General features: G+C 64.3%; 19 protein-coding genes, 2 tRNA genes and 1 pseudogene. 10 read left to right on the forward strand and 12 right to left on the reverse strand.

The features are described from left to right. Window positions 1-6 precede the first annotated feature (6 nt). The gene (locus tag QX051_RS01865) at window positions 7-645 is read left to right on the forward strand and encodes a DNA-3-methyladenine glycosylase (protein ID WP_315774801.1); all 639 of its coding nucleotides are present in this window, start codon (window positions 7-9) and stop codon (window positions 643-645) included. Window positions 646-718: 73 nt separating this feature from the next. Here QX051_RS01865 and QX051_RS01870 read toward each other — a convergent pair whose 3' ends face one another. The 5 genes from QX051_RS01870 to QX051_RS01890 form a co-directional block, all read right to left on the reverse strand. Continuing rightward, window positions 719-3583 carry a valine--tRNA ligase gene (locus QX051_RS01870; protein ID WP_315774802.1) on the reverse strand — a complete coding sequence of 955 codons (2865 nt, stop codon included), beginning with the start codon at window positions 3581-3583 and terminating at the stop codon, window positions 719-721. Between the two features lie 309 nt (window positions 3584-3892). Next, a complete protein-coding gene (locus QX051_RS01875; RefSeq protein WP_315774803.1) occupies window positions 3893-4651 on the reverse strand; it encodes a DUF2497 domain-containing protein in 759 nt (252 codons plus the stop codon). A 379-nt stretch (window positions 4652-5030) separates the two neighbouring features. Continuing rightward, on the reverse strand, window positions 5031-6416 hold the full coding sequence (locus QX051_RS01880; RefSeq protein ID WP_315774804.1) for a TolC family outer membrane protein: 1386 nt from the start codon (window positions 6414-6416) through the stop codon (window positions 5031-5033). 282 nt (window positions 6417-6698) lie between these two features. Continuing rightward, window positions 6699-7364, reverse strand: a complete 666-nt coding sequence (locus tag QX051_RS01885; protein WP_315774805.1) for a protein-L-isoaspartate O-methyltransferase family protein — start codon at window positions 7362-7364, stop codon at window positions 6699-6701. Window positions 7365-7496: 132 nt separating this feature from the next. Continuing rightward, window positions 7497-7682, reverse strand: coding sequence for a hypothetical protein (locus QX051_RS01890; RefSeq protein ID WP_315774806.1), 186 nt, complete (start codon window positions 7680-7682; stop codon window positions 7497-7499). A gap of 257 nt (window positions 7683-7939) precedes the next feature. On the opposite strand from QX051_RS01890, the gene QX051_RS01895 reads away from it, so the two are divergent. The 6 genes from QX051_RS01895 to QX051_RS01920 all read left to right on the forward strand — a co-directional run bounded on the left by QX051_RS01895 (window position 7940) and on the right by QX051_RS01920 (window position 11177). Beyond that, window positions 7940-8014 (forward strand) — tRNA-Asn (locus QX051_RS01895). Between the two features lie 186 nt (window positions 8015-8200). Beyond that, window positions 8201-8704: an NUDIX domain-containing protein gene (locus tag QX051_RS01900; RefSeq protein WP_315774807.1), complete on the forward strand. Its 504-nt coding sequence runs from the start codon at window positions 8201-8203 to the stop codon at window positions 8702-8704. 15 nt (window positions 8705-8719) lie between these two features. Then, complete coding sequence (locus QX051_RS01905) at window positions 8720-9565, forward strand: EamA family transporter (RefSeq protein WP_315774808.1); 846 nt, start codon at window positions 8720-8722, stop codon at window positions 9563-9565. 206 nt (window positions 9566-9771) lie between these two features. Beyond that, window positions 9772-10251: a response regulator gene (locus tag QX051_RS01910; RefSeq protein ID WP_315774809.1), complete on the forward strand. Its 480-nt coding sequence runs from the start codon at window positions 9772-9774 to the stop codon at window positions 10249-10251. Continuing rightward, entirely contained in the window at window positions 10229-10633 is a 405-nt protein-coding gene (locus QX051_RS01915; RefSeq protein WP_315774811.1) for a response regulator, read from the forward strand. The genes QX051_RS01910 and QX051_RS01915 overlap by 23 nt, the downstream gene beginning before the upstream one ends. 364 nt (window positions 10634-10997) lie before the next feature. Continuing rightward, on the forward strand, window positions 10998-11177 hold the full coding sequence (locus QX051_RS01920; RefSeq protein WP_315711867.1) for a hypothetical protein: 180 nt from the start codon (window positions 10998-11000) through the stop codon (window positions 11175-11177). A 120-nt stretch (window positions 11178-11297) separates the two neighbouring features. Here QX051_RS01920 and QX051_RS01925 read toward each other — a convergent pair. After that, window positions 11298-11798, reverse strand: a pseudogene (locus QX051_RS01925) (PQQ-binding-like beta-propeller repeat protein); the annotation flags it as partial. Between the two features lie 67 nt (window positions 11799-11865). On the opposite strand from QX051_RS01925, the gene QX051_RS01930 reads away from it, so the two are divergent. Both QX051_RS01930 and QX051_RS01935 read left to right on the forward strand, forming a co-directional pair. Further along, the gene (locus tag QX051_RS01930; RefSeq protein ID WP_315774812.1) at window positions 11866-12189 is read left to right on the forward strand and encodes a hypothetical protein; all 324 of its coding nucleotides are present in this window, start codon (window positions 11866-11868) and stop codon (window positions 12187-12189) included. Further along, window positions 12186-12341, forward strand: a complete 156-nt coding sequence (locus QX051_RS01935; protein ID WP_315774813.1) for a hypothetical protein — start codon at window positions 12186-12188, stop codon at window positions 12339-12341. Before QX051_RS01930 ends, QX051_RS01935 begins: the two co-directional genes overlap by 4 nt. A 12-nt stretch (window positions 12342-12353) precedes the next feature. On the opposite strand, the gene QX051_RS01940 is transcribed toward QX051_RS01935, so the two are convergent. Further along, complete coding sequence (locus QX051_RS01940) at window positions 12354-12596, reverse strand: hypothetical protein (RefSeq protein WP_315774814.1); 243 nt, start codon at window positions 12594-12596, stop codon at window positions 12354-12356. A 62-nt stretch (window positions 12597-12658) separates the two neighbouring features. Further along, entirely contained in the window at window positions 12659-12859 is a 201-nt protein-coding gene (locus tag QX051_RS01945) for a hypothetical protein (RefSeq protein WP_315774816.1), read from the reverse strand. 355 nt (window positions 12860-13214) lie between these two features. On the opposite strand from QX051_RS01945, the gene QX051_RS01950 reads away from it, so the two are divergent. Then, window positions 13215-13288: transfer RNA gene (locus QX051_RS01950), tRNA-Cys, on the forward strand. A 49-nt stretch (window positions 13289-13337) separates the two neighbouring features. Here QX051_RS01950 and QX051_RS01955 read toward each other — a convergent pair. Genes QX051_RS01955 through QX051_RS01970 form a run of 4 tightly spaced genes read right to left on the reverse strand, consistent with a single transcriptional unit; the run spans window position 13338 to window position 20571 of the window. Continuing rightward, window positions 13338-13511 carry a hypothetical protein gene (locus QX051_RS01955; RefSeq protein ID WP_315774817.1) on the reverse strand — a complete coding sequence of 58 codons (174 nt, stop codon included), beginning with the start codon at window positions 13509-13511 and terminating at the stop codon, window positions 13338-13340. 50 nt (window positions 13512-13561) lie between these two features. Continuing rightward, window positions 13562-14299, reverse strand: coding sequence for a tRNA-uridine aminocarboxypropyltransferase (locus QX051_RS01960; RefSeq protein ID WP_315774818.1), 738 nt, complete (start codon window positions 14297-14299; stop codon window positions 13562-13564). 39 nt (window positions 14300-14338) lie between these two features. Further along, the gene (locus QX051_RS01965) at window positions 14339-17443 is read right to left on the reverse strand and encodes an efflux RND transporter permease subunit (RefSeq protein WP_315774819.1); all 3105 of its coding nucleotides are present in this window, start codon (window positions 17441-17443) and stop codon (window positions 14339-14341) included. Further along, entirely contained in the window at window positions 17443-20571 is a 3129-nt protein-coding gene (locus QX051_RS01970; protein WP_315774820.1) for an efflux RND transporter permease subunit, read from the reverse strand. Before QX051_RS01970 ends, QX051_RS01965 begins: the two co-directional genes overlap by 1 nt. Window positions 20572-20576: the final 5 nt, after the last annotated feature.

A 20576-nucleotide genomic window follows, 5' to 3' on the forward strand; every position in this document is an offset into this window, starting at 1 on the left:
TCAAGAATGGCGCAAAAACCGGCAAAAGCCCCCGGGGTTTCACGGCCCCGGCGGCATGGCGCGGCCAAACGGCTGACGCGGGCGTTCTTCGCCCGCGAGGTGCTCGCGGTGGCGCCGGAGCTGATCGGGGCGACCTTTCTGGTCGACGGCGTCGGCGGAACCATCGTCGAGGTCGAGGCCTATCATCACACCGACCCGGCGGCGCATTCGTTCCGCGGCCCGACGCCGCGCAACCAGGTGATGTTTGGTCCGCCCGGCTTCGCCTATGTCTACCGCTCCTACGGCATTCACTGGTGCATGAACTTTGTCTGCGAGGTGGAGGGCTCCGCGAGCGCGGTCCTGATCCGGGCGATCGAGCCGACGTTCGGGATCGATGAGATGCGGCGGCGGCGCGGGCTGGAGGATGTCAGGACACTGTGCTCGGGGCCGGGCAAGCTGACCGAGGCGATGGGGATCACGATCGCCCATAATGGCCTGGCGCTGGATGCTCTACCGATCGAGCTGTTCGCCCGACCGGGAGATGTCGACGTCGTCACCGGCGTGCGCATCGGCATCACCAAGGCCGTCGAGCTGCCCTGGCGGTTCGGACTGAAGGGCTCGCGATTCCTCAGCAAGCCGTTCGCCCCGTCATCGCGAGGAGCGTAAGCGACGAAGCGATCCAGGGCTGCGCAGGGACTCTGGATTGCTTCGATCGCGATGACGAAGAGAGAGGCTCAGGTCAGACGCCCTGGAGTCGGGCGAGCGCGTCCTGGAACTTGGCCTTGCGGGCCAGTGCCGCCTCGCGCTTCTCCTTCTCCTCCTCGACGAGTTCCTCGGGCGCGTTGGCGACGAACTTCTCGTTGCCGAGCTTCTTGTCGACGCGCTCGATGTCGGCCTCGGCCTTGGCGATCTCCTTGCCCAGGCGGGTGCGCTCGGCGGCGAGATCGACCACGCCCTTGAGCGGCAGCGCCGCGACCTCGCCGCGCACGACGAGCTGGGCGGAGCCTTCGGGCGCCGTATCGGCGAAGGAGATGTCGGAGAGACGCGCAAGGCGCTTGATCACCTCGCTCCAGCGCGGCGCGCGCTCCCTCGTCTCGGCGGAGGCTGCGACGAGCGCGAGCGGCATCAGAGTCGCCGGCGGGATGTTCATCTCGGCGCGGACCGAGCGGATCGCGGTAACGAGATCGACCACCCAGCCGATCTCGGCCTCGGCGGCCTCGTCCTTGAAGCTGGCGGCGTCGAACGACACCAGCATCGGCGGCACCAGGGGATCGCCGAAGCTGGCGGCCGACAGCGCGGCGATCTCGGCGACCGTCGGCCTGTCGGTGCGGTGCGGCCAGGGCGACAGGGTCAGCAGACTGTCGCGCTTGGCGGTCGACTCCCACAGCGCCTCGGTGATGAAGGGCATGAAGGGATGCAGGAGCTTGAGGATCTCGTCGCGCGCCCAGGCGACCATGGCGCGGGTCTCGGCTTTGGCCGGGCCGTCCTCGCCGAGCAACGTCGGCTTGGAGAGCTCGACATACCAGTCGCAATAGACATCCCAGACGAAGCGGTAGATCGCATTGGCCGCGTCGTTGAAGCGATACGCCTCCAGCGCCTCGGTGACCTCGCGCGTCGCGGCGGCCGCCTCATGGGCGATCCAGCGATTCAGCGTCTCCTTGGCGGAGGCCGGATCGAAGCCGGCCGGCACGGTGCAGCCGTTCATCTCGGCGAAGCGGCTCGCGTTCCAGAGCTTGTTGGCGAACTTGCGGTAGCCGTCGACGCGCTGGGTCGACAGCTTGATGTCGCGGCCCTGCGCCGCCATCGCGGCCAGCGTGAAGCGCAGCGCATCGGCGCCGTGCTCGTCGATCAGCGCGAGCGGATCGATGACGTTGCCTTTCGACTTCGACATCTTGGCGCCCTTCTCGTCGCGGACGAGCGCATGGATGTAGACGGTCGAGAACGGCACCTCCTTCATGAAATGGATGCCCATCATCATCATGCGGGCGACCCAGAAGAAGATGATGTCGAAGCCAGTGACCAGCACGTTGGTCGGGTAGTAGCGCTTCACCTCCGGCGTGGCGTCGGGCCAGCCGAGCGTCGAGAACGGCCACAGCGCCGAGGAGAACCAGGTGTCGAGCACGTCCTCGTCACGTGTGATGAAGCCGTCGCGCTTGTTGCGGTCGAGCGCCATCTCGCGGCCCTGCTCCGCCGTGATGACCTCCTGCTCGACGTAGTAGCCGAGTGCGTTGGACACCGCCTCTTCCTCGGTCTCGGCGACGAACACCTTGCCGTCGGGCCCGTACCAGGCCGGGATCTGGTGGCCCCACCACAGCTGGCGCGAGATGCACCAGGGCTGGATGTTCTCCATCCAGTCGAAATAGGTCTTCTCCCAGTTGCGCGGCACGAACGTCGTCGCGCCCGACCTGACGGCTGCGATCGCCGGCTGCGCCAGGGTCTTTGCGTCGACGTACCACTGGTCCGTGAGGTACGGCTCGATGACGACACCGGAGCGGTCGCCATGCGGCACCATGTGCGTGTTCGGCTCGACGCGCTCGAGGAAGCCGAAGGATTCCAGCCGCTCCAGGATCTTCTTGCGCGCAGCAAAACGCTCGATGCCGTGGAACTCCCTGGCAAACTCCTCGGAGCCCTCAGGCAAGCCGCGCAGATAGTCCTCGTTGTCGACCAGCGCGATGCAGCCTTCGCGATCGAGAATGCTGATCTGCGGCAGGCCGTGGCGGCGGCCGACCTCGAAATCGTTGAAGTCGTGCGCCGGCGTGATCTTGACTGCGCCGGTGCCCTTCTCAGGATCGGAATAGGTATCGGCGACGATCGGGATCTCACGGCCGACCAGCGGCAGGATCACGCGCTTGCCGACGAGATGCTGATAGCGTTCGTCGTCCGGATGCACCGCGACCGCGCTGTCGCCGAGCATGGTCTCGGGACGCGTGGTGGCGACCACGATGAAGCTCGCGGGATCCTCGGGGCTGAACGTCGTGCCCTCGATCGGATAGCGCAGGTACCAGAGATTGCCCTTGACCTCGATCTGCTGCACCTCGAGGTCGGAGATCGCGGTCAGGAGCTTCGGGTCCCAGTTGACCAGCCGTTTGTCCTTGTAGATCAGGCCGGCGCGGTGCAGCTCGACGAACACCTTCACGACGGCCTTGGACAGGCCCTCGTCCATGGTGAAGCGCTCGCGGCCCCAGTCGCAGGAGGCGCCGAGGCGCTTGAGCTGGTTGATGATGGTGCCGCCGCTCTCGTCCTTCCACTGCCAGACGCGCGCGAGAAACTTCTCGCGGCCCATCTCGCGGCGGCCGGGCTGCTGGCGCTCCATCAGCTGACGCTCGACCACCATCTGGGTCGCGATGCCCGCATGGTCGGTGCCCGGCTGCCACAGCACGTCGCGGCCGCGCATGCGCTCGAAACGGCACAGGATGTCCTGCAGCGTGTTGTTGAGCGCGTGCCCCATGTGCAGCGAGCCGGTCACGTTCGGCGGCGGGATCACGATGGTGAAGGGATCCGCATTGCGCCGATCGGGGCGACCGGCGGAGAACGCGCGGGCATCCTCCCAGACCAGGGACATGCGACCTTCGAGATCGGTGGGCTGATAATTCTTATCGATCATGGCATTTCCAGCGGCGCGGGGCCGGCTGTCCAATTCGGGATGTCGCGGAACTCGTCCGGGCCTTTTGTGACACGACCTGAAAAAGCTCGCGCAAGCTGTTGGTGCTTGGGCTGTTTTCGGACTGATGCCCGACCGCGGACCGCGCTCCCGGAAGAGCCCTCTCGATCCGTCCGGCAGGGATCAGCTTGACAGGGCTAGAAAGCCGCCGCGGCGCGCCAAGTCAACAGCAGCGGCGAACATTGACGGATAGCGTCTACCGCCCGCCGCGGCTCACTCCAGAACGGAACGGGAGATCGTGCCGTCTTGGCGTCAGCGGCCGCGCGAGACGCGCTCGATCTCCGCCTTGACGATGCGCTCGACCAGGGCCGGAAGATTGTCATCCAGCCACGATTTCAGCATCGGACGCAGCATCTCCTTGACGAGGTCCTCAAGCGTCCGGGCGTTGTTGCTCAGCACCGTATTGGCCAGCGCGTTGAACGCCGATTCGACGGCGTTCACCGTCGATGGGGCCAGGATCGGCTGCTTCGGCGTGACTTGCTCGAACGGGGACTCGAAGCTGGCAGCCTTCTGATTGAGCCGCCCGGCCTCGATGAACTCGATATCGTCCCGCGGATCCACCTTTCGGAAGGATGCCGCGGCGGGGGCTGGCGCTGGAGCGGGAGTCGGTGGGGCCACTGCCATGTCGTCCGTCAACTCGAGTACTTCAGGTTCGGGATCGGGCTCGGGTGCTACCGGCCGAACCTCTGCGACTGGAGTCGTTTCATCCAAACCCGCCAGCAATGCGTCAATGTCGTCCTGGTTGTTGCTCGCGGCGGCCGCAGGCGCTGGCGGCGGTGCGGGAGGTGGAGGTGCGGGCTTGGCGGGAGCCGCAGCGGCGATCTTCGAAGGTGGGATGTCGTTCATCGCCGACTTCGCTGCCGGGGCCGCCGGCTTCTCGGCCTTGACCGGCTCCGGCGCGGCGGCCTTGTCTGCCGCCGGCGGCTTACCCTCGTCGTCGGCAATGATACGCCGGATCGACGCCAGAATCTCCTCCATGGAGGGTTCTTGGACCTTCGCAGGCTGCGTCATTTCCGACTCCAAATCAGCAACGCTGCCGTACGAACCGGCTCAGCGCAAAAGTCCCGGGCGCCGGCCCCAAGTGGCTTGGACTTCTCAACGGACATGCCAACTTGTCTCCGGACAAGGCCTGATCGATGCAAAACAACAGAACGATACTGCCCATGTCGGAGTCTATTCTTGGAAGAACTTCCGACGCAGTCCGAATCGTTCGGCGGCCATTTTGAGGCTATGTCATGGCAACAAATGAATGCAAGCAACGCCGGCCGCGAACCCGGTGGAGCACGGAGGTCGCCTGTCAAGCGTCGCCCATTCGTCACAACCACAGCATGTGCCACAAAAAAATCCCCCGGCCAAGGACCGAGGGATCAGGGTCGATATTAAGAATGTACTAATGACCATCCGGCGTCCGTACACCCGCCCAGTTATCCCGGACCTGCTGGTAGTGCACGCTGGGATCGTAGGTGGTGGTCGGCAGGTTCAGCACCTGCGGTGACAGCCGCCCCACGGTCTGAAGCACCGTATAGGATGCCACCACGCGGTCATGCTGGGCGTTCACCAGCGAATTCCGCGCGTTGACCAGCGCCTGCTGAGCGTTGAGCACGTCGAGGGTGGTGCGCTGCCCGGCCTTGGCCTCTTCGCGGACACCATTGAGGGCGATCTCGGAGGCTGAGACCTGGGCCTGTGCCGACTGCACCTGTGCCTTGCCCGCGAGCAGCTTGCCCCAGGCAGATACCACGTCGGAGCGAGCCTGATCGCGGGTCTGCTCCAGGACCAGACGCTGCTGCGCCAGCGACTCCTTGGACTGACGAATCAGCGAATATTCCGCCCCTCCGTTGTAGATTGGGACGGTCAGCGATGCGACAGCCGACGCGTTGAATCCACGATAGGACTGCAGGCTCGACTCGTAGCTTTGCTGAGCTTGAGCCTGGAGGTTTACGGTCGGCAGCAGCGCACCTTCTTTGATTTTCGTCTCAAGATACTGGACGTCGATGCCATACATCGCCGAGGTCACGCTCGGGTTTTCCGTCAGGGCCGTTTCGACCGACTGCTGGAGGGTCGGCGGCAAGTAACGGTCGACAGGAGAGCCCGGCGCCAAGTTCTGGGGATCGTTGCCGATGATGCGGCGGAAGTTCGAGCGGGTCGCCGTTAGTTGGGCCTCTGCTGTGAGCTGCTGCGTGCGGCCGGCGGCGAGCTGAGCCTCGGATTGTGCGACGTCGGTGCGGGTGACCTCGCCGACGTTGAACCGATCGCGGGTCTGCTTGAGCGTCTGCTCCAGCACCCGCGTGTTGCTGCGCTGGACCTCGACGATCGCCGCATCGCGCAGATAGTCCATATAGATCGTGGCCGCCGCTAGCAGCACCTGCTGCTCAAGAATGCGGAGAGCCTCGCGCTGCGCCGACACGCTCGCTTCAGCCTTGCGTACGCCGTTTGCCGTCTGCTGACCGTTGTAGAGCGTCTGGTTGACCGTCAGCCCGACGCTCCGCGGCCTCTGCACGCCGTGGCCGGCTGGAGTTGCGGGTGCGGTCTGGACGTCCTGATATTGAATGCCCGCCGTCGCGTTCAGACTGACCTTCGGCCGATATCCCGAGAGCGCCTGCGGGACGCCTTCGTCGACCGCACGAGCCTGGGCCCGCGACGCGTTCAGTTGCGGGTTGTTCTGATAGGCACGCACCAGCGCAGCCTCGATCGTGTCGGCCAGCGCAGGCGTCGGGCCTGCACAAGCCATCACGAGGACCGCAGCCGCCGCTGCGGTGACGAGCTTCACCCCAAACATCCCTGTTCCATTCATTTGTTACCGGCTCGAACGCCAGAGCCGGGCCGTAACCTGTTGAAGAGACTCCCGCGCACCTCGCACCTTATTCCCCATGCATGCGCAACGGAACTACCCAAGCCTGGAACCTGTGCCGAAAACTGTCAACGTGCAGCATCCGGGCCACACTTCTGATTTAAAACAGAATTTCGCCCGCCAGAGGGCGCGAAAACGACGCAGCAAACCCTGCTCGCCACGGGATGGCCCGCCAGTTCAGAGAAGCCGCGAAGAACTTCGTTGGGCGATTTAAAACACGAATTCCGGGAGCTGTTCGAGACCGGGAATGACCGGTGCCGCGGCATCGAACAGGACCCTGCTGCCGATATCACCATGCGATCGCGTAAAGATCATGGCGCGGGCGGGACGTACGGTGGCGAAGACACCGACCAGGCGGCCGCCCTCCTTCAATTGACGGCAAAGACCGTCGACAGTGACCTCGGTGGCCCCATTGAGGAGAATCACGTCGAAGCGGCCGTCCGCCGGATCACCCTGCGCGGCCGGCGCGACCCGAATCGTGACCGGGCAGCCATCGACGGCGGCAAGCAGCTGCTTGGCGCGCCCTTCGACCGCAGAATCGACCTCGGTCGCCGTCACGCTGCCCGCAAGTCGGGCGGCCAGCGCGGCGAGATAGCCCGTCGCACATCCAACCACCAGCACGCTGTCGGTTGGCTTGATCTCGGCAGCCTGCAGCAGCTTTCCGGTCAGCATCGGCTTGATCAGATACCGCTTGGCAGAAGCGGATTCGGAGACGTCGAGATCCAAGTCGAGATAGGCCAGCGCCTGCCGATCTGCGGGAACGTAGGCTTCCCGCGGCACGGTCAACAACGCATCCAGCACGCGGTGATCGGTGACGTCGCTGGTCCGAACCTGACCATCGACCATTTTCTGGCGCGCCGTCGCGAATGAAGACATGAGCAGACCTGCAAGCAAAGCGGATGGACCGCGGACGATCTGCGCAATCTTTTGGTACAAGGTCCCCGAAAAGGCAACATGCGGGTTTGAACGGATCCGCTGGGAAGCCGCGTCTGCGAGGGCGGTCGCCGGCTACTCGATCACCACGGCGAGTCGTCCGAGCAACTGCACGATCTCGTCAATATGTTCGGAATCACCGCGCGTCACCATGTCGGCCAGCCGCGTGAGGCATTCGTCGTCGCTGAGACGCTCGACCTGGTCGGGAATCAACGAGGGCGCGGAGACTGCTTCAGCGAATGGGATGACGGTGTTTGGCATCTACGACACTCCATGACCGCGGGCACTGGCCGGTTCCAGCAAACTATCGGGGCCGGTTTGCTCCCCTCCAAGTGAATTTCCTGTCATCGAACTGTGGGCGACCGCTGCCCAGCAAGCGTTCAAAATCAATATAACCATCTGAAATTTCGGTATTTTGTTCCTGAACCCGCAATCGTCGCAAAGATGCGATTTCGTTCTATGCAAGGCGAAACGGCTTTGTTATACGCAGCCGCATTCGCGAACATTGCTTCGCCTGTTCCTCGGTAGCTCAGCGGTAGAGCATTCGACTGTTAATCGAATGGTCGCTGGTTCGAATCCAGCCCGGGGAGCCATTCTGGCCATGCCGAATGGTTCTTTATCCTCACATTCCCTCTTTCTTGTGACGCTGGGCACCCGCCGATTCGCGGCGAACGCGCGCCCTCCTGACCGTCATCTGGCTGGGCGGCGTGGCTGTCCGCCTTGACGGCGCATGGGACGTCGGGCAAGCGGGGCGGATCTCTTGCAAGTGGCGACCAGCGATGCCGATTTCCGATCATCTGAGAGCCGTCCGCAGCAAGATCGGCCATGATCTGTTGGCGACCACGGCAGTTTCCATCTCCGTGTTCGACGACCAAGGACGCATTCTACTCGGACGCGACGCGGAGACGGGCCTCTGGACGTTGCCTGGCGGCGCCATCGATCCGAATGAGCACCCAGCCGACGCGGCCACCCGCGAATGCTTCGAGGAGACCGGACTGGTGGTCCGGCCAAAACGTCTGCTCGGGGTATTCGGCGGCCCGGAGTTCCTCATCCGCTATCCCAACGGTGATCTGACCTACTATACGGTCATCGCGTTCGAGGCCGTCATCGAAGGCGGCGCGCTTGCGCCCGACGGCGAGGAGATGGCGAGCCTGCGATTTGTCGATCGCGCGGAATGGGAACAGCTTGCGGTTTCGCCATCGAGCCGAATCATCTCGCGGCAGGCGCTCCAGCACGACCCCGTCCCCTACTTCGCTGCCGCGAGCTGGCGGCCCGAGAGCTGATCCGGACCCAAGACGTTGGATCCTGTCGCCGCAAGTCTCATGCTGATGGCCGGTCTGCTTCACGCGACTTGGCATGCCATCGTCAAGACCGGCAGCAGCCTCTCTCTCCTGGCTGGCATGGGGCTGGTGAGCAGCATCCTGATCCTGCCCTTCATGTTTCTCGTTCCCGTTCCGGCCCCCTCGACCTGGCCGCTCATCGTCGCTTCGCTCGTCTTGCACGCAGGCTACAAGGCGAGCCTCGCAACGGCCTACCGCTCGGCCGAGCTTGGACGCTCCTACCCGATCGCGCGCGGCGCCGTTCCGCTGTTCGCAACGCTGTTTGCCTCGCTGGGTCTACAGCAACCGCCACGGAGCGGGCAGTTGATCGGGATTGCCGTCATCGTCCTCGGCATCACCGGCCTGGCGCGCGACCGCATCCACGGTCCCGTCGATCGCCGTGCGTTCTGGGCTGCGATCTGCGCCGCCGCACTGGTCGCGGGCTATTCGGTCGTCGATGCGGCAGGCACCCGGCAGACCGAAGGCTGGGCTTCGTTCACGGTCTGGATGATCGTGCTCGACAGTGTCGCGTTCTTCCTCGTCGCGATCATGCTGCGAGGGCCTGCGCTGGTGTGGGAAATCCGCGACGCCTGGATTCCGGTGCTGATCGCAGGAACCCTGGGGCTGGCGTCATTCGTGGTATTCCTTTGGGCCTTGAGCCGCAATCCGATCGCCAATGTGGTGGCCTTCCGCGAATGCAGCGTCTTGTTTGCGACGCTGATCGGCGTGCTGTTCTTGAAGGAGCGCGCGACGCCGCGGCGGCTCTGCTGCGCCGCACTGATCGCAGCCGGGCTGGTCGCCATCGCCTTGCTCAAGCCGGGCTGAGCTTCTCCAAACTGCCGAAGCGATTGGTCCGGAAAGCATGGTTCCATCTTCGTCGCTTAGTGCACAACATACGCCGGCCCGCGGCCGGGAAGTTCCGTGAAACTCCTCGTTGCAGAATCGTAACAACTAATTCAGTGTTAACCACTTTGTCATTCTCGAGCTTCAACCCATTGTCCTTGTAGCGTGAGAGTCCTTCAGTCCCGCTGATGCTGAGGTGGCCCATGCCTACTGTCCTCATTATTGACGATGACTATGCTACGCGCGCTGCGCTGGAAGCATCATTGAAGAAGAAGCGGTTCTGCGTGTTTCTCGCGCCGGACGGTCCGACCGGCATTCGATTGATCGGCAGCGTGTCCTTCGATGCCGTCGTGATCGACATGTTCATGCCGGGTATGGATGGGATCGCAACCATTCGCGAGCTCATCAAGATCGATCCCACGGTGCCGTTCATCGCGATCTCCGGCTACGCATTCACCGACAAGAAACAGGGCGCTCCGGACTTCCTCGGTATGGCAATCAAGCTCGGAGCGACGGCTGCGTTGCAGAAGCCGTTCGACATCCGCGATCTGCTCGAAGCGGTCGATCGTTCGATCGAGGTGCGTCAACGACTTCTGACCGAGGCGCGGCACGTGGCTCCTCGCTCACATCTGTCAGGAAGGCCTCATGATGAACATCCTGGTCGTTGATGACGAAGTCGGCGTTTGCTGTGTCATCCAGCACCTTCTGGTTCGCGAGGGCTACGCGGTCACTGCCGTCACCAACGGTCGGCTGGCGATGGATGCGGTGACCCGCGGTGACTTCGCCGCGGCTCTGATCGATCTCAACCTGGCCGACATGGACGGCAACGACGTGATCCGGGCTGCACGCGCGGCTCGGCCCACGATGCCCATCGTGATGATGTCGGGCATGGTGCTGGAATCAGGACGCGGGACGGCTGATTTGCTCGGCCCCTCGGCCAGAGTGGTCGGCCTTCATCGTTTGGCGAAGCCGTTCAAGCCGAAAGACCTGTCGCAGCTGATGCGTGACATTCTGGCGCAGGACACCGAACCTCTCGCCGTCGCGGTCTGACCGCCAGCGATTCGGTCGCACGCGTCGAGCCGGACGTTTGGACGGATCGCCTCTTCGACCTTTGCCGGAGAAGCAGCCTGCGACTCGCGGCGGCCATGTCGATCTCTTGCTCACGGTCGGCTGCAGGCCGGCTCGTCGTCGCTGTACGCCATCACCTGGCGCACAGGGGTCAAGGGGAGACGAGAAGTCTCGAGGGGTGTGAGCCTGTTCACACCGGAACAGCGCGGACCGCGGTACCTTTTGGAACGACGGGCACCGGTAACGATTAGGTCCTTTGCGCCCGATCGTTAGAATTTGAGCGATCCGCTCAATTTGAACAAAGTGGAATTTTGCCATCGTGGCTCGCAGTTTGCGCGAGGGCAAGATGAGCGAAGCCGAATACGAGTTGTTGATGGACGTTGTGAGAACGGCTATTGCGCCCGAGACCGAGACCGATTCCATGGCCCGCTTGTTTTCGATCCTGCATTTCCCCACGGCAGCCAACGACAACCAGGGCGCCTGGCCGCTGATCCCGTTTCCAGACGGCTGGTTCGCGGCCTGCTGACGCGCGATCTTCTGTCGCCATGCAGGCCAGGCGATCGGCACGTCTTGGCCGGAACATTGCTGCAGTCTTCGTTTCCTGGAATGGCGACGGCCGAGGCCGCCGCCATTCAGATCACCGGCGCTACTTCCTGACTGCGAACACCCAGACGACGCCGCCTTGCGGGACGTTGTCTTCGAGACCGATGTTGCCTTTCGAGAGCGCATCCTGGATGCGCTGCGCGTCGACGCCCCAGCCGGACTGCACGGCGATGTACTGGGTGCCATCGACCTCATAGGCGACCGGCATGCCCATGATGCCCGAATTCGTCTTCTGCTCCCACAGCAGTTCGCCGGTGTTGGCATGGAAAGCCCGGAACATCCGGTCATTGGTGCCGCCGACCAGGACGAGATCGCCCGCCGTCGCGGTCACCGACCCGAACAGCTGGGATTTCGGGAAATTGTGCGACCAGACCTTCTTGCCTGTCGCTGGATCCCAGGCCTGCAGCTCCCCGAAATGGTCGGCACCGGGCCGCACCGTGAGCCCGATGTCCTCGGCCTTGGTGCCGAGCCAGAGCTGGCCGGGAACGAGCGACAGCTTTTCCCCGGTGAAGCCGCCGCAGAAATTCTCGTTCGCCGGCACGTACGCCGGTCATCCCGATGCGGCGGCCGCCGCGGTGATCTGCTTCGAGTAGCTGCAGCGGCCGGAAAACGTGCTGGCCGGCTACTTGACCTGGAACGACTATCGCGGCCCGCGCGCGCCGACGCAGATCCGCATCGAGCACCACAAGACCGGCGAGATGGTGCTACATCCGCTCGAGGGGACGACGGCCGACGGTGGCACGCTGTTCTACGAGGAGGCCGAGGCCGTGCTGGCCAAGGTCCCGCGCCTCAGGATCATCATGCGCGACCGACCGGCGCCGATCGGCCCGGGCAATTGGGACAACATGAGCATGGCCCGCTTGGTGCGGGCGCTGTGCGAACGGCTCGGCCTACCCGAGACTTCACCCTCGACACTTGCCGCCATGGCGGCATGACCGAGCTCGAGGAGGCCGAGCTCACCGACGCCCAGGGCCGCGCGCTCTCGGCGCACAAGTCGAAGGCATATGAAGGCTATGCGAAGCGGACGGAGAAGCGGGCGCAGGCGGCGACGCGGAAGCGCCATGCGCACCGGATCGGGACTACCTGATACAGGTTTCGTCTAGACCTGCTGCCCGTTTGTGTTTTCAGGCTGAAGGCCAGATCTTGCCTTATCAATGAAGACCGGCGCACCCGCTCCAAGATAGAACGCGGTGATAGCGCTGTTTGCATCGAGAGCAACCGGAATGAAGCCGGCCAGAATCGCCAGCGTAGCTCTCATGACGAGGTAAAACGGTTTGTTGTAGGGTGGAGGGCACGAGCCCCCGTTATCAGACGCCGCCTTGACTGCGGCGACCACCTCCACCGCCACGCTCCCGAACGACCCCCACATGTAGTTCGAAATGTCGTAACCAAATAGGAGCAAGGTCAGCTGTGGCGGTGATCTCTCCGATACTCGCCACCCCCCAGATTGAGCAACCACAAGTAAGCATTAGCTTTTTCAGTAATTTTGTTAGCCAACTGCCGGTGATGCATGAGGCGCAGGAGCGCAACACCGAAGCTCGTGCTAACAAGGAGCCCGATCGACCCTAAAAAAACCAATCCGATAGCATCCGCAATGGAAGTCATGACTTGCTCCGGAACCTATGATGTCGAGGTGCGGTTAACGTTGCATTAGCCGCGAAGTTCAGCGGATCAGTTCAAATACAGGTTGTGGACCTGCGTAGGTTGTGGACCTTGCCTGCAGCGGAACCGCTATGTCAATCAGCTTTGATGTCGATTCCAGTGAAATTGCGGCCGTCAAACTACGGTGCTCCATGATCGGCTAACATGTCTCCCCCGCGTCCAACCTTCGAAGACCCGGAACAGAGCAGAAACATGAGTTTCAGAACCCTTGCGGAATATGCGTTTCAGAACCACTCGCCAGAACGAAACAAGCTGGTTGCCTAACCCATTGGTCTCCTATATCGATCTGCCCCGTTGGGGCCACGTGGCGGAGTGGTTACGCAGCGGTCTGCAAAACCGTTTACACCAGTTCAATTCTGGTCGTGGCCTCCACTCAATCAAAATCAAGCGGTTGGACTACCCGTTGGGCCGCGAACCGGCGCTAGATGGGCAGATCGTCGATGCCGCCGGGATAGCTGACCTGCGCGCGCGGCCAGGTCAGAATTGCCCTTCGTTCACCGGCCGAGACACCGCCCCGATCCGAGCCAGACCTGCCGGCCAGCCGGGGCGCGTAATCCCGGAACTGCACCACATTGGACTTTTCTGCTTCCTGCATGGCTCTCATCCTCGTTCCATGCTGCAATGCAAGAAGCGTACCCTTGGTTCCTAAACCCGCCGTTTGCGGCTGCGCCAATCCGGCTTGCGGGCCTTTGGGCGGGGCGTGAGCTCCGGATGCTCTTTCTCCACCTCCCGATACCGCGCAAGCATGCGCTCGAAGCTCGCGTCGAGGGCCGTCGCGATCTCAGGCCGCCGTTCCAGCGCGGCCATCAGCATCCCGGCCGCCTCGATGGTCGACAGCCCGTCGCGGCGCGGTTCGCGGCGCAGCCGACCGTAGCGCGACGGCTGCCGCGGCCCGAGGATCACGCGCTGGCACTTCAGCATCCACGGATTGCGCCACCACAGCGCCTTGGCCTGGCTCCAGGTGCCGTCGAGCAGGATCACGCCCTCGATCGACTTGAGGATGGCGTGCTGGTTGTCGGCCACCTCACCCTTGCGGGTCACCGCCACCACCTCGCTCTCGGGATCGAGCTCGGCCACCTTCGCCGAGCCGAGATAGAGAATGGCCCAGCGCGCGGGATCGGCGACCGGCCGTCCCAGTGCCTTGGCGAGGCTCGGCCAGGATAACCCGACCTTGACCACCGCGTTCTTGAAGTGCAGCGCGGCGAGCCGCGCGGTGCCGAGGGCGCGATCCTGCTCCTGCGGGTGCTGCAGGATCAGGAGCCCCAGCCGGCTTTCCAGCGGTGTGACGCTGTCGCAGATGCACAGCGGCAGCGGCTTCTGGCAACGCGGGCAATCGGGCGGCGCCTCGGTGGCGAGCGGCGGATGGTCGTGTGGTTCTGGCATGCGGCGGCTATACGCGCCCGCGGACAGCGCCACAACGGCTCATTCGGCGGGCGCGGCAAGCGGCTCCGGCGCAGGCCGGCGGCGCAGCCGGTCGATCAGCAGATAGATCACCGGCGTCGTGTACAGCGTCAGGATCTGCGACACCAGGAGGCCGCCAATGATGGTGATGCCGAGGGGACGGCGCAGCTCGGTGCCGGGACCGGTCGCGATCACCAGCGGCAGACCGGCGAACAGCGCGGCGAGCGTCGTCATCAGGATCGGACGGAAGCGCACCCGGCAGGCCTCGAAGATCGCGTCGGCCGAGGACATGCCGCGCTGGCGCTCGGCCTCGAGCGCGAAATCGACCAGCATGATGCCGTTCTTCTTGACGATGCCGATCAGCAGGATGATGCCGACGAAGGCGATCACGGTCAGCGGCGTATTGGTGATCTGCAGCGCGAGCAGTGCGCCGAGCCCCGCCGACGGTAGCGTCGAGATGATGGTCAGCGGATGCGCCAGGCTCTCATAGAGCACGCCGAGCACGATATACATCGCGGCCAGGGCGAACAGGATCAAGAGCGGCTGGCGGCCGCTGCTCTTGTTGAAGTCTCCGGCATTACCGTCGAAGCTGCCGCGGATGCCCTCCGGCATGTGCAGCTCATCGACGGCGCGCTGAATGTTGGCCGTCGCGGTCTGCAAGGGCACGTCCGGCAGCAGGTTGAACGACACGGTGGTCGAAGGGAACGATTGTGAGTGATACACCGCCAGCGGTGACAGGCCGCGCTCGGCCTTGACCAGTGCCGACAGCGGCACCTGCGCGTCCCCTGCCCCCGCCACATAGATGCGGTCGAGATTCGAGGGATCGGTCTGGAATTTCGGGTCGATCTCCAGCACGACCATGTACTGGTTGCGCTGGCTGTAGACGATCGAGATCTGCCGCTGCGCAAAGGCGTTGTTGAGCGCGTTGTCGATGTCCTGGACACGGACGCCGAGGCTCGCCGCCTTTTGGCGGTCGATCCGCAGCGCGAGCTGGAGGCCACCGGGATCGCGGTCGCTGGATATATCGGTGATGCCGTCGACCGTCTCCAGGCGCTTGGCGACAATCGGCGCCCATTTCTGCAGAAGGTCGAGATCGGGGCTGCTCAACGTGTACTGGTAGTCGGAATCGCTCTGACGACCGCCGGTGCGCACGTCCTGCGCGGCGAACATGAAGAGCCGAATGCCAGGGACCATCGCGAGGCTCCGCCTGAGGCGGTTGATCACGAGCTCAGTCGAGATGCCCTCGCGCTCCGCCGGGGGCTTGAGGTTGATGAACATGGTGCCGCGGTTGGACGTCGCGCCGCCCGGCCCGCCGCCGCCCCCGATGGTCGAGCCGATCCCGGCCACGGCGGGATCGGCCATCACGATGTCGGCGAGCCGCTGCTGCAGGCCCAGCATGGACTGGAACGAAATGTCGGCCGAGGCGCGCGTCGCACCGATGACGAAGCCGGAATCGTCGGTCGGGAAATAGCCCTTGGGCACCTTGATGTAGAGCGTCACCGTGAGCGCGATGGTGGCGAAGAACACGATCAAGGTGAGGAACGGATAAACCAGCACGCCGCGCAGCGTCCAGGCATAGAAGCGGACCATGCCGGACAGCGCGCCTTCGACGATACGGTCGAACCAGGTGGCACGATCGGACAGCGTCTCCTTGATGTAATGCGCGCAGATCATCGGCGTCACCGTCAGCGACACCAATGTCGAAACGACGATTGCGAAGGTCAGCGTCAGCGAGAACTCACGCAGGAGACGGCCGACGACGCCGTCCATGAAGATCAAGGGCACGAAGGCTGCAATCAAAGAAAGGCTGATCGACAACACGGTAAAGCCGATCTGGCGGGCGCCATCGAGCGCGGCGCGCATCGGCGACAGGCCATGCTCGAGATTGCGGTACATGTTCTCGATCATGACGATGGCGTCGTCGACGACGAAGCCGACGGAGATCGCGAGCGCCATCAGCGAGAGATTGTCGATCGAGAAGCCTGCGAGCCACATCGCCGCGCAGGTGCCGGCCAGCGCCAGCGGAACCGAGACGCCGGCCGCCACCGTCGGCACCAGGCGGCGCAGGAACAGGAACACGACGACCATCACCAGCACGGCGGTCGCGAGCAAGGTCCACTGCATGTCCTCGACCGAGGCGCGAATGGTCCCGGTGCGATCGACCAGAGTGGCGATCTCGATGCCAGCCGGCAGCCATTGCTTGAGCTCGGGGAGCAGCGCCTTCACACGGTCGACGGTCTCGATCACGTTGGCGTCGCCCTGTTTCGCGATCTGGATCAGCACCGCCGGCTGCTTGTTGAACCAGGCGATCGAACGCACGTTGCGTACGGAATCCTCGACGTCGGCGACATCCGACAGCCGCACGAAGCTGCCATTGCTGCTCTTGATCAGGATGTCGCGGAATTCGGCCGCACTGCGCATCTGCCGGTTGATGGCAATGGTCTCGCTCTGCCGCGCGCCCTCGAAGATGCCGACCGGCCCGATCGGATTGGCATTGATGATCGCCGTCCGGACATCGTCGGTCGAAATCCCGGCATTGGCGAGCGAGACCGGATTGAGTGCGATGCGCACGGCAGGCTGATCGGCGCCGCTGACCGTGACATTGCCGACGCCGGGCACCTGGAACAGACGCTGCGCCAGAACGGTGTCGGCGACGTCGTACATCGCGCTCGGCGTCATCGTCTTCGAGGTCAGGGCCAGAACGAATACGGGAGCCGCGGCCGTGTTCGCCTTGCGGAAGCGCGGCAGCGCCGGCAGGTCGCTCGGAAGGTCCGACAGCGAGGCGTTGATGGCCGCCTGGACGTCACGCGCGGCCTTGTCGATGTCGCGGCCGATCGAGAACTGGATCTGGATGTTGGTGGTGCCGAGCGAGCTCGTCGATGTGATCTGGTCGACACCTGCGATTTCGCCGAGCCGCCGCTCCAACGGCGCCGCGACCGTCCCCGCCATGACGGACGGGTCCGCACCCGGGCGCGACGCGCTGACGAAGATCGCGGGGAAATCGACGTTCGGCACGGGCGCGACGGGAAGGAAGATATAGGCGACGATCCCGACCAGGAACAAGCCGATCGAGAGCAGCGTGGTGCCGACCGGCCGGCGAATGAACGGCTCGGAGATCGAGGCCATCACTGGATGCCTTCGGTCGCACCTGCGATCGGCGGCGACGGCAGGTTCGGCGCCGGCGGCAGCGCGCGCTCGAAGCGACGATTGATGCGGTCGAGCGCGAGATAGATGACCGGCGTCGTGTACAGCGTCAGCAATTGGCTGAGCAGCAGGCCGCCAATGATGGAGATGCCGAGCGGAAAGCGCAGCTCCGAGCCGGTGCCGCTCTCGATCGCCAGCGGCAGCGCGCCGAACAGCGCGGCCAGGGTCGTCATCATGATCGGGCGGAAGCGCAGGAGACACGCCTGCACGATCGCGTCGTAGGGTGTGCGGTTTTCGTGACGCTCCGCTTCGAGCGCGAAGTCGATCATCATGATCGCGTTCTTCTTGACGATGCCCATCAGCAGAATGATGCCGATCAAGCCGATGACCGAGAGATCCTGGCCGAACAGCATCAAGGCCAGGATGGCGCCGACGCCCGCCGACGGCAAGGTCGACAGGATCGTGATCGGATGGATGTAGCTCTCATAGAGCACGCCGAGCACGATGTAGATCGTGACCACGGCCGCCAGCAGCAACCAGGGCTGGCCGGCCAGCGACTTGGCGAACTCGGCGGCATCGCCCGAATAGACACCGATGATGCTGCCGGGCATGCCGATGCGGTTCTCGGTCGCATGGAGCGCCTCGACCGCCTCGCTCAGCGCCGCGCCGGACGCGAGATTGAAGCTCAGCGACACCGCCGGAAACTGCGCCTGGTGCGAGATGGCGAGCGGCGCGGTGGTGCGCTTCAGGCTCGCCACCGCCGAGAGCGGCACTTGGCCGCCGGCGCCAGGCAGATAGAGCTTCGATAGGATCGAGGGATCGCGCTGATACATCGGCAGCGCCTCCAGCACGACGCGGTACTGATTGGCCTGACCATAGATCGTCGAGATCTGCCGCTGCGCGAAGGCGTCGTTGAGCGTGTCGGTGACGCCCTGCAGGCTGACGCCGAGCTGGCCGGCGCGCTGGCGGTCAATGGTCAGCTCCGCGCGCAGGCCGCCCTCCTGGGCTTCGGAGGAGACGTCGCGGAATAGAGGGTCGCGGCGCATTTCTCCGACAAGCTGCCTCGCCCATTTCGACACCTCGGTGGCATCGGCGCCGGTCAGCGTGTACTGATATTGCGAGCGGCTCGCCTGGGTCGAGATCTGCACGTCCTGGACCGGCTGGAAGTACACGGTCATGCCGGGCACGCCCGAGGTCTTCTGCTTCAGCCGGTCGATCACCTCGGCGACGCCATCTTGCCGCTCGCCGAGCGGCTTCAAGGTCATGACGAGACGGCCGACATTGGTGGTCGGGTTGACCGATCCGGCGCCGATCACCGAGACGACGCCGACGACGTCGGCGTCAGCTTGGATCGCGGCGGCGACGTCCGCCTGGCGTTTCGTCATTTCGGCGAACGACACGTCGGGGCCGGCCTCGGTCACCGCAGTGATCGAGCCGGTATCCTGCAGCGGCAGAAAGCCCTTGGGCGCGACGACGTAGAGCGCCAAGGTCGCCGCCAAGGTCGCGAAGGTCACGACCAGCGTCTCGGTCTGGCGATCCAGCACCCACAGCAGGCTGCGATGATAGACGGCCACGGTACGGTCGATGAAGCGGCTGACGGCGTTCAGCCCCGGCAGCACCCACTCCTCGCTGGCGTGCTTCAACAGCCGCGAGCACATCATCGGCGTCAAGGTCAACGACACCACCGCCGATGTCACCACTGCAATCGTCAGCGTCAGCGCAAATTCCCGAAACATGCGGCCGACCAGACCGGACATGAACAAGAGTGGAATGAACACTGCGATCAGCGATACCGTCAGCGAGATGACAGTGAAGCCGATCTCGCGCGCGCCTCGCAGCGAGGCGTTCATCGCGCTCTCGCCATTCTCCATGTGGCGCACGATGTTCTCGATCATCACGATGGCGTCGTCGACGACGAAGCCGGTGCCGATCGTGAGTGCCATCAGCGAGAGATTGTCGAGGCTGAAGCCGGCGAAGTACATCACGCCGAAGCTCGTGATCAGCGACAGCGGCAGCGCGACGCCGGCGATGATCGTGGCCCGCAACGAGCGCAGGAACAGCAGCACGACCAGCGTCACCAGCACCACGCTGAGCAGCAGCGTGAACTGCACGTCGTGCACCGAGGCGCGGATGGTCACGGTACGATCGCTGACGATAGCGAGCTTCACCCCGGCCGGAATCATGCGCTGCAGCTTCGGGATCTCGGCACGGATCTGCTTGACGACCTCGATGACGTTGGCACCCGGCTGGCGCTGGATGTCGAGGATGACCGCAGGGACACCCTGGTACCAGCCGCCGGTCCGATCGTTCTCCAGACCATCGAGAATCGTTGCGACATCGCCGATCGTGACCGGCGAGCCGTTGCGGTAGGCGATGATGATCGGCTTGTAAGCGTCTGCGGCCCCGATCTGGTCGTTGGCCGTGATCAGATAGGCCTGCTGCGCCCCGTCCAGCGATCCCTTGGGTCCGGAGACGTTGGCGCCTGCGATGGCGGCGCGCAGGTCCTCTATCGAGATGCCATAGGCCGCGAGCCGCGCCAGGTCGGCCTGCACGCGCACCGCGGGCTTCAGTCCACCGAGCACCGAGACGCGGCCGACGCCGGAGACCTGGCTCAGCCGCTGCGCCAGGATCGTGTCGGCCATGTCGCTCATCGCGCGCAAAGAGATCGTGTCCGAGGTCAGCGCGAGCGTCATGACCGGCGCGTCGGCCGGATTGACCTTGGCGTAGGTCGGCGGATAGGGCAGCGACTTTGGCAAGACGCCGGCGGCGGCATTGATTGCCGCCTGGACGTCCTGGGTTGCGCCGTCGATGTCGCGGCCGAGATCGAACTGCAGCGAGATCTGGCTGACGCCGAACGAGCTTGTCGAGTTCATCGCGGACAAGGACGGGATCTGGCCGAGCTGGCGTTCCAGCGGGGCCGTGATCAGCGAGGCGATCACATCAGGGCTGGCGCCCGGCAGTTGCGTCGTCACCTGGACAGTCGGGAAGTCGACCTGCGGCAGCGCCGAGACCGGCAGCGCGAGATAGCCGAGCAGGCCGCCGATCAGCAGGGCGACGCCGAGCAGCGAGGTCGCGATGGGACGGCGGATGAAGGGTTCGGAGACGCTCATCGCGA

This window comes from Bradyrhizobium sp. SZCCHNR1053 (genome assembly GCF_032381235.1).
In the GTDB taxonomy this organism is placed as follows: domain Bacteria; phylum Pseudomonadota; class Alphaproteobacteria; order Rhizobiales; family Xanthobacteraceae; genus Bradyrhizobium.

Excerpts from the sequence above, each read along its gene's own strand:
- QX051_RS01865 (WP_315774801.1), top strand. The coding sequence starts at position 7 with ATGGCGCAAAAACCGGCAAAAGCCCCCGGGGTTTCACGGCCCCGGCGG.
- QX051_RS01870 (WP_315774802.1), bottom strand. The coding sequence starts at position 3,583 with ATGATCGATAAGAATTATCAGCCCACCGATCTCGAAGGTCGCATGTCC.
- QX051_RS01875 (WP_315774803.1), bottom strand. The coding sequence starts at position 4,651 with ATGACGCAGCCTGCGAAGGTCCAAGAACCCTCCATGGAGGAGATTCTG.
- QX051_RS01880 (WP_315774804.1), bottom strand. The coding sequence starts at position 6,416 with ATGTTTGGGGTGAAGCTCGTCACCGCAGCGGCGGCTGCGGTCCTCGTG.
- QX051_RS01885 (WP_315774805.1), bottom strand. The coding sequence starts at position 7,364 with ATGTCTTCATTCGCGACGGCGCGCCAGAAAATGGTCGATGGTCAGGTT.
- QX051_RS01890 (WP_315774806.1), bottom strand. The coding sequence starts at position 7,682 with ATGCCAAACACCGTCATCCCATTCGCTGAAGCAGTCTCCGCGCCCTCG.
- QX051_RS01900 (WP_315774807.1), top strand. The coding sequence starts at position 8,201 with ATGCCGATTTCCGATCATCTGAGAGCCGTCCGCAGCAAGATCGGCCAT.
- QX051_RS01910 (WP_315774809.1), top strand. The coding sequence starts at position 9,772 with ATGCTGAGGTGGCCCATGCCTACTGTCCTCATTATTGACGATGACTAT.
- QX051_RS01915 (WP_315774811.1), top strand. The coding sequence starts at position 10,229 with ATGATGAACATCCTGGTCGTTGATGACGAAGTCGGCGTTTGCTGTGTC.
- QX051_RS01920 (WP_315711867.1), top strand. The coding sequence starts at position 10,998 with ATGAGCGAAGCCGAATACGAGTTGTTGATGGACGTTGTGAGAACGGCT.
- QX051_RS01935 (WP_315774813.1), top strand. The coding sequence starts at position 12,186 with ATGACCGAGCTCGAGGAGGCCGAGCTCACCGACGCCCAGGGCCGCGCG.
- QX051_RS01945 (WP_315774816.1), bottom strand. The coding sequence starts at position 12,859 with ATGACTTCCATTGCGGATGCTATCGGATTGGTTTTTTTAGGGTCGATC.
- QX051_RS01955 (WP_315774817.1), bottom strand. The coding sequence starts at position 13,511 with ATGCAGGAAGCAGAAAAGTCCAATGTGGTGCAGTTCCGGGATTACGCG.
- QX051_RS01960 (WP_315774818.1), bottom strand. The coding sequence starts at position 14,299 with ATGCCAGAACCACACGACCATCCGCCGCTCGCCACCGAGGCGCCGCCC.
- QX051_RS01965 (WP_315774819.1), bottom strand. The coding sequence starts at position 17,443 with ATGGCCTCGATCTCCGAGCCGTTCATTCGCCGGCCGGTCGGCACCACG.
- QX051_RS01970 (WP_315774820.1), bottom strand. The coding sequence starts at position 20,571 with ATGAGCGTCTCCGAACCCTTCATCCGCCGTCCCATCGCGACCTCGCTG.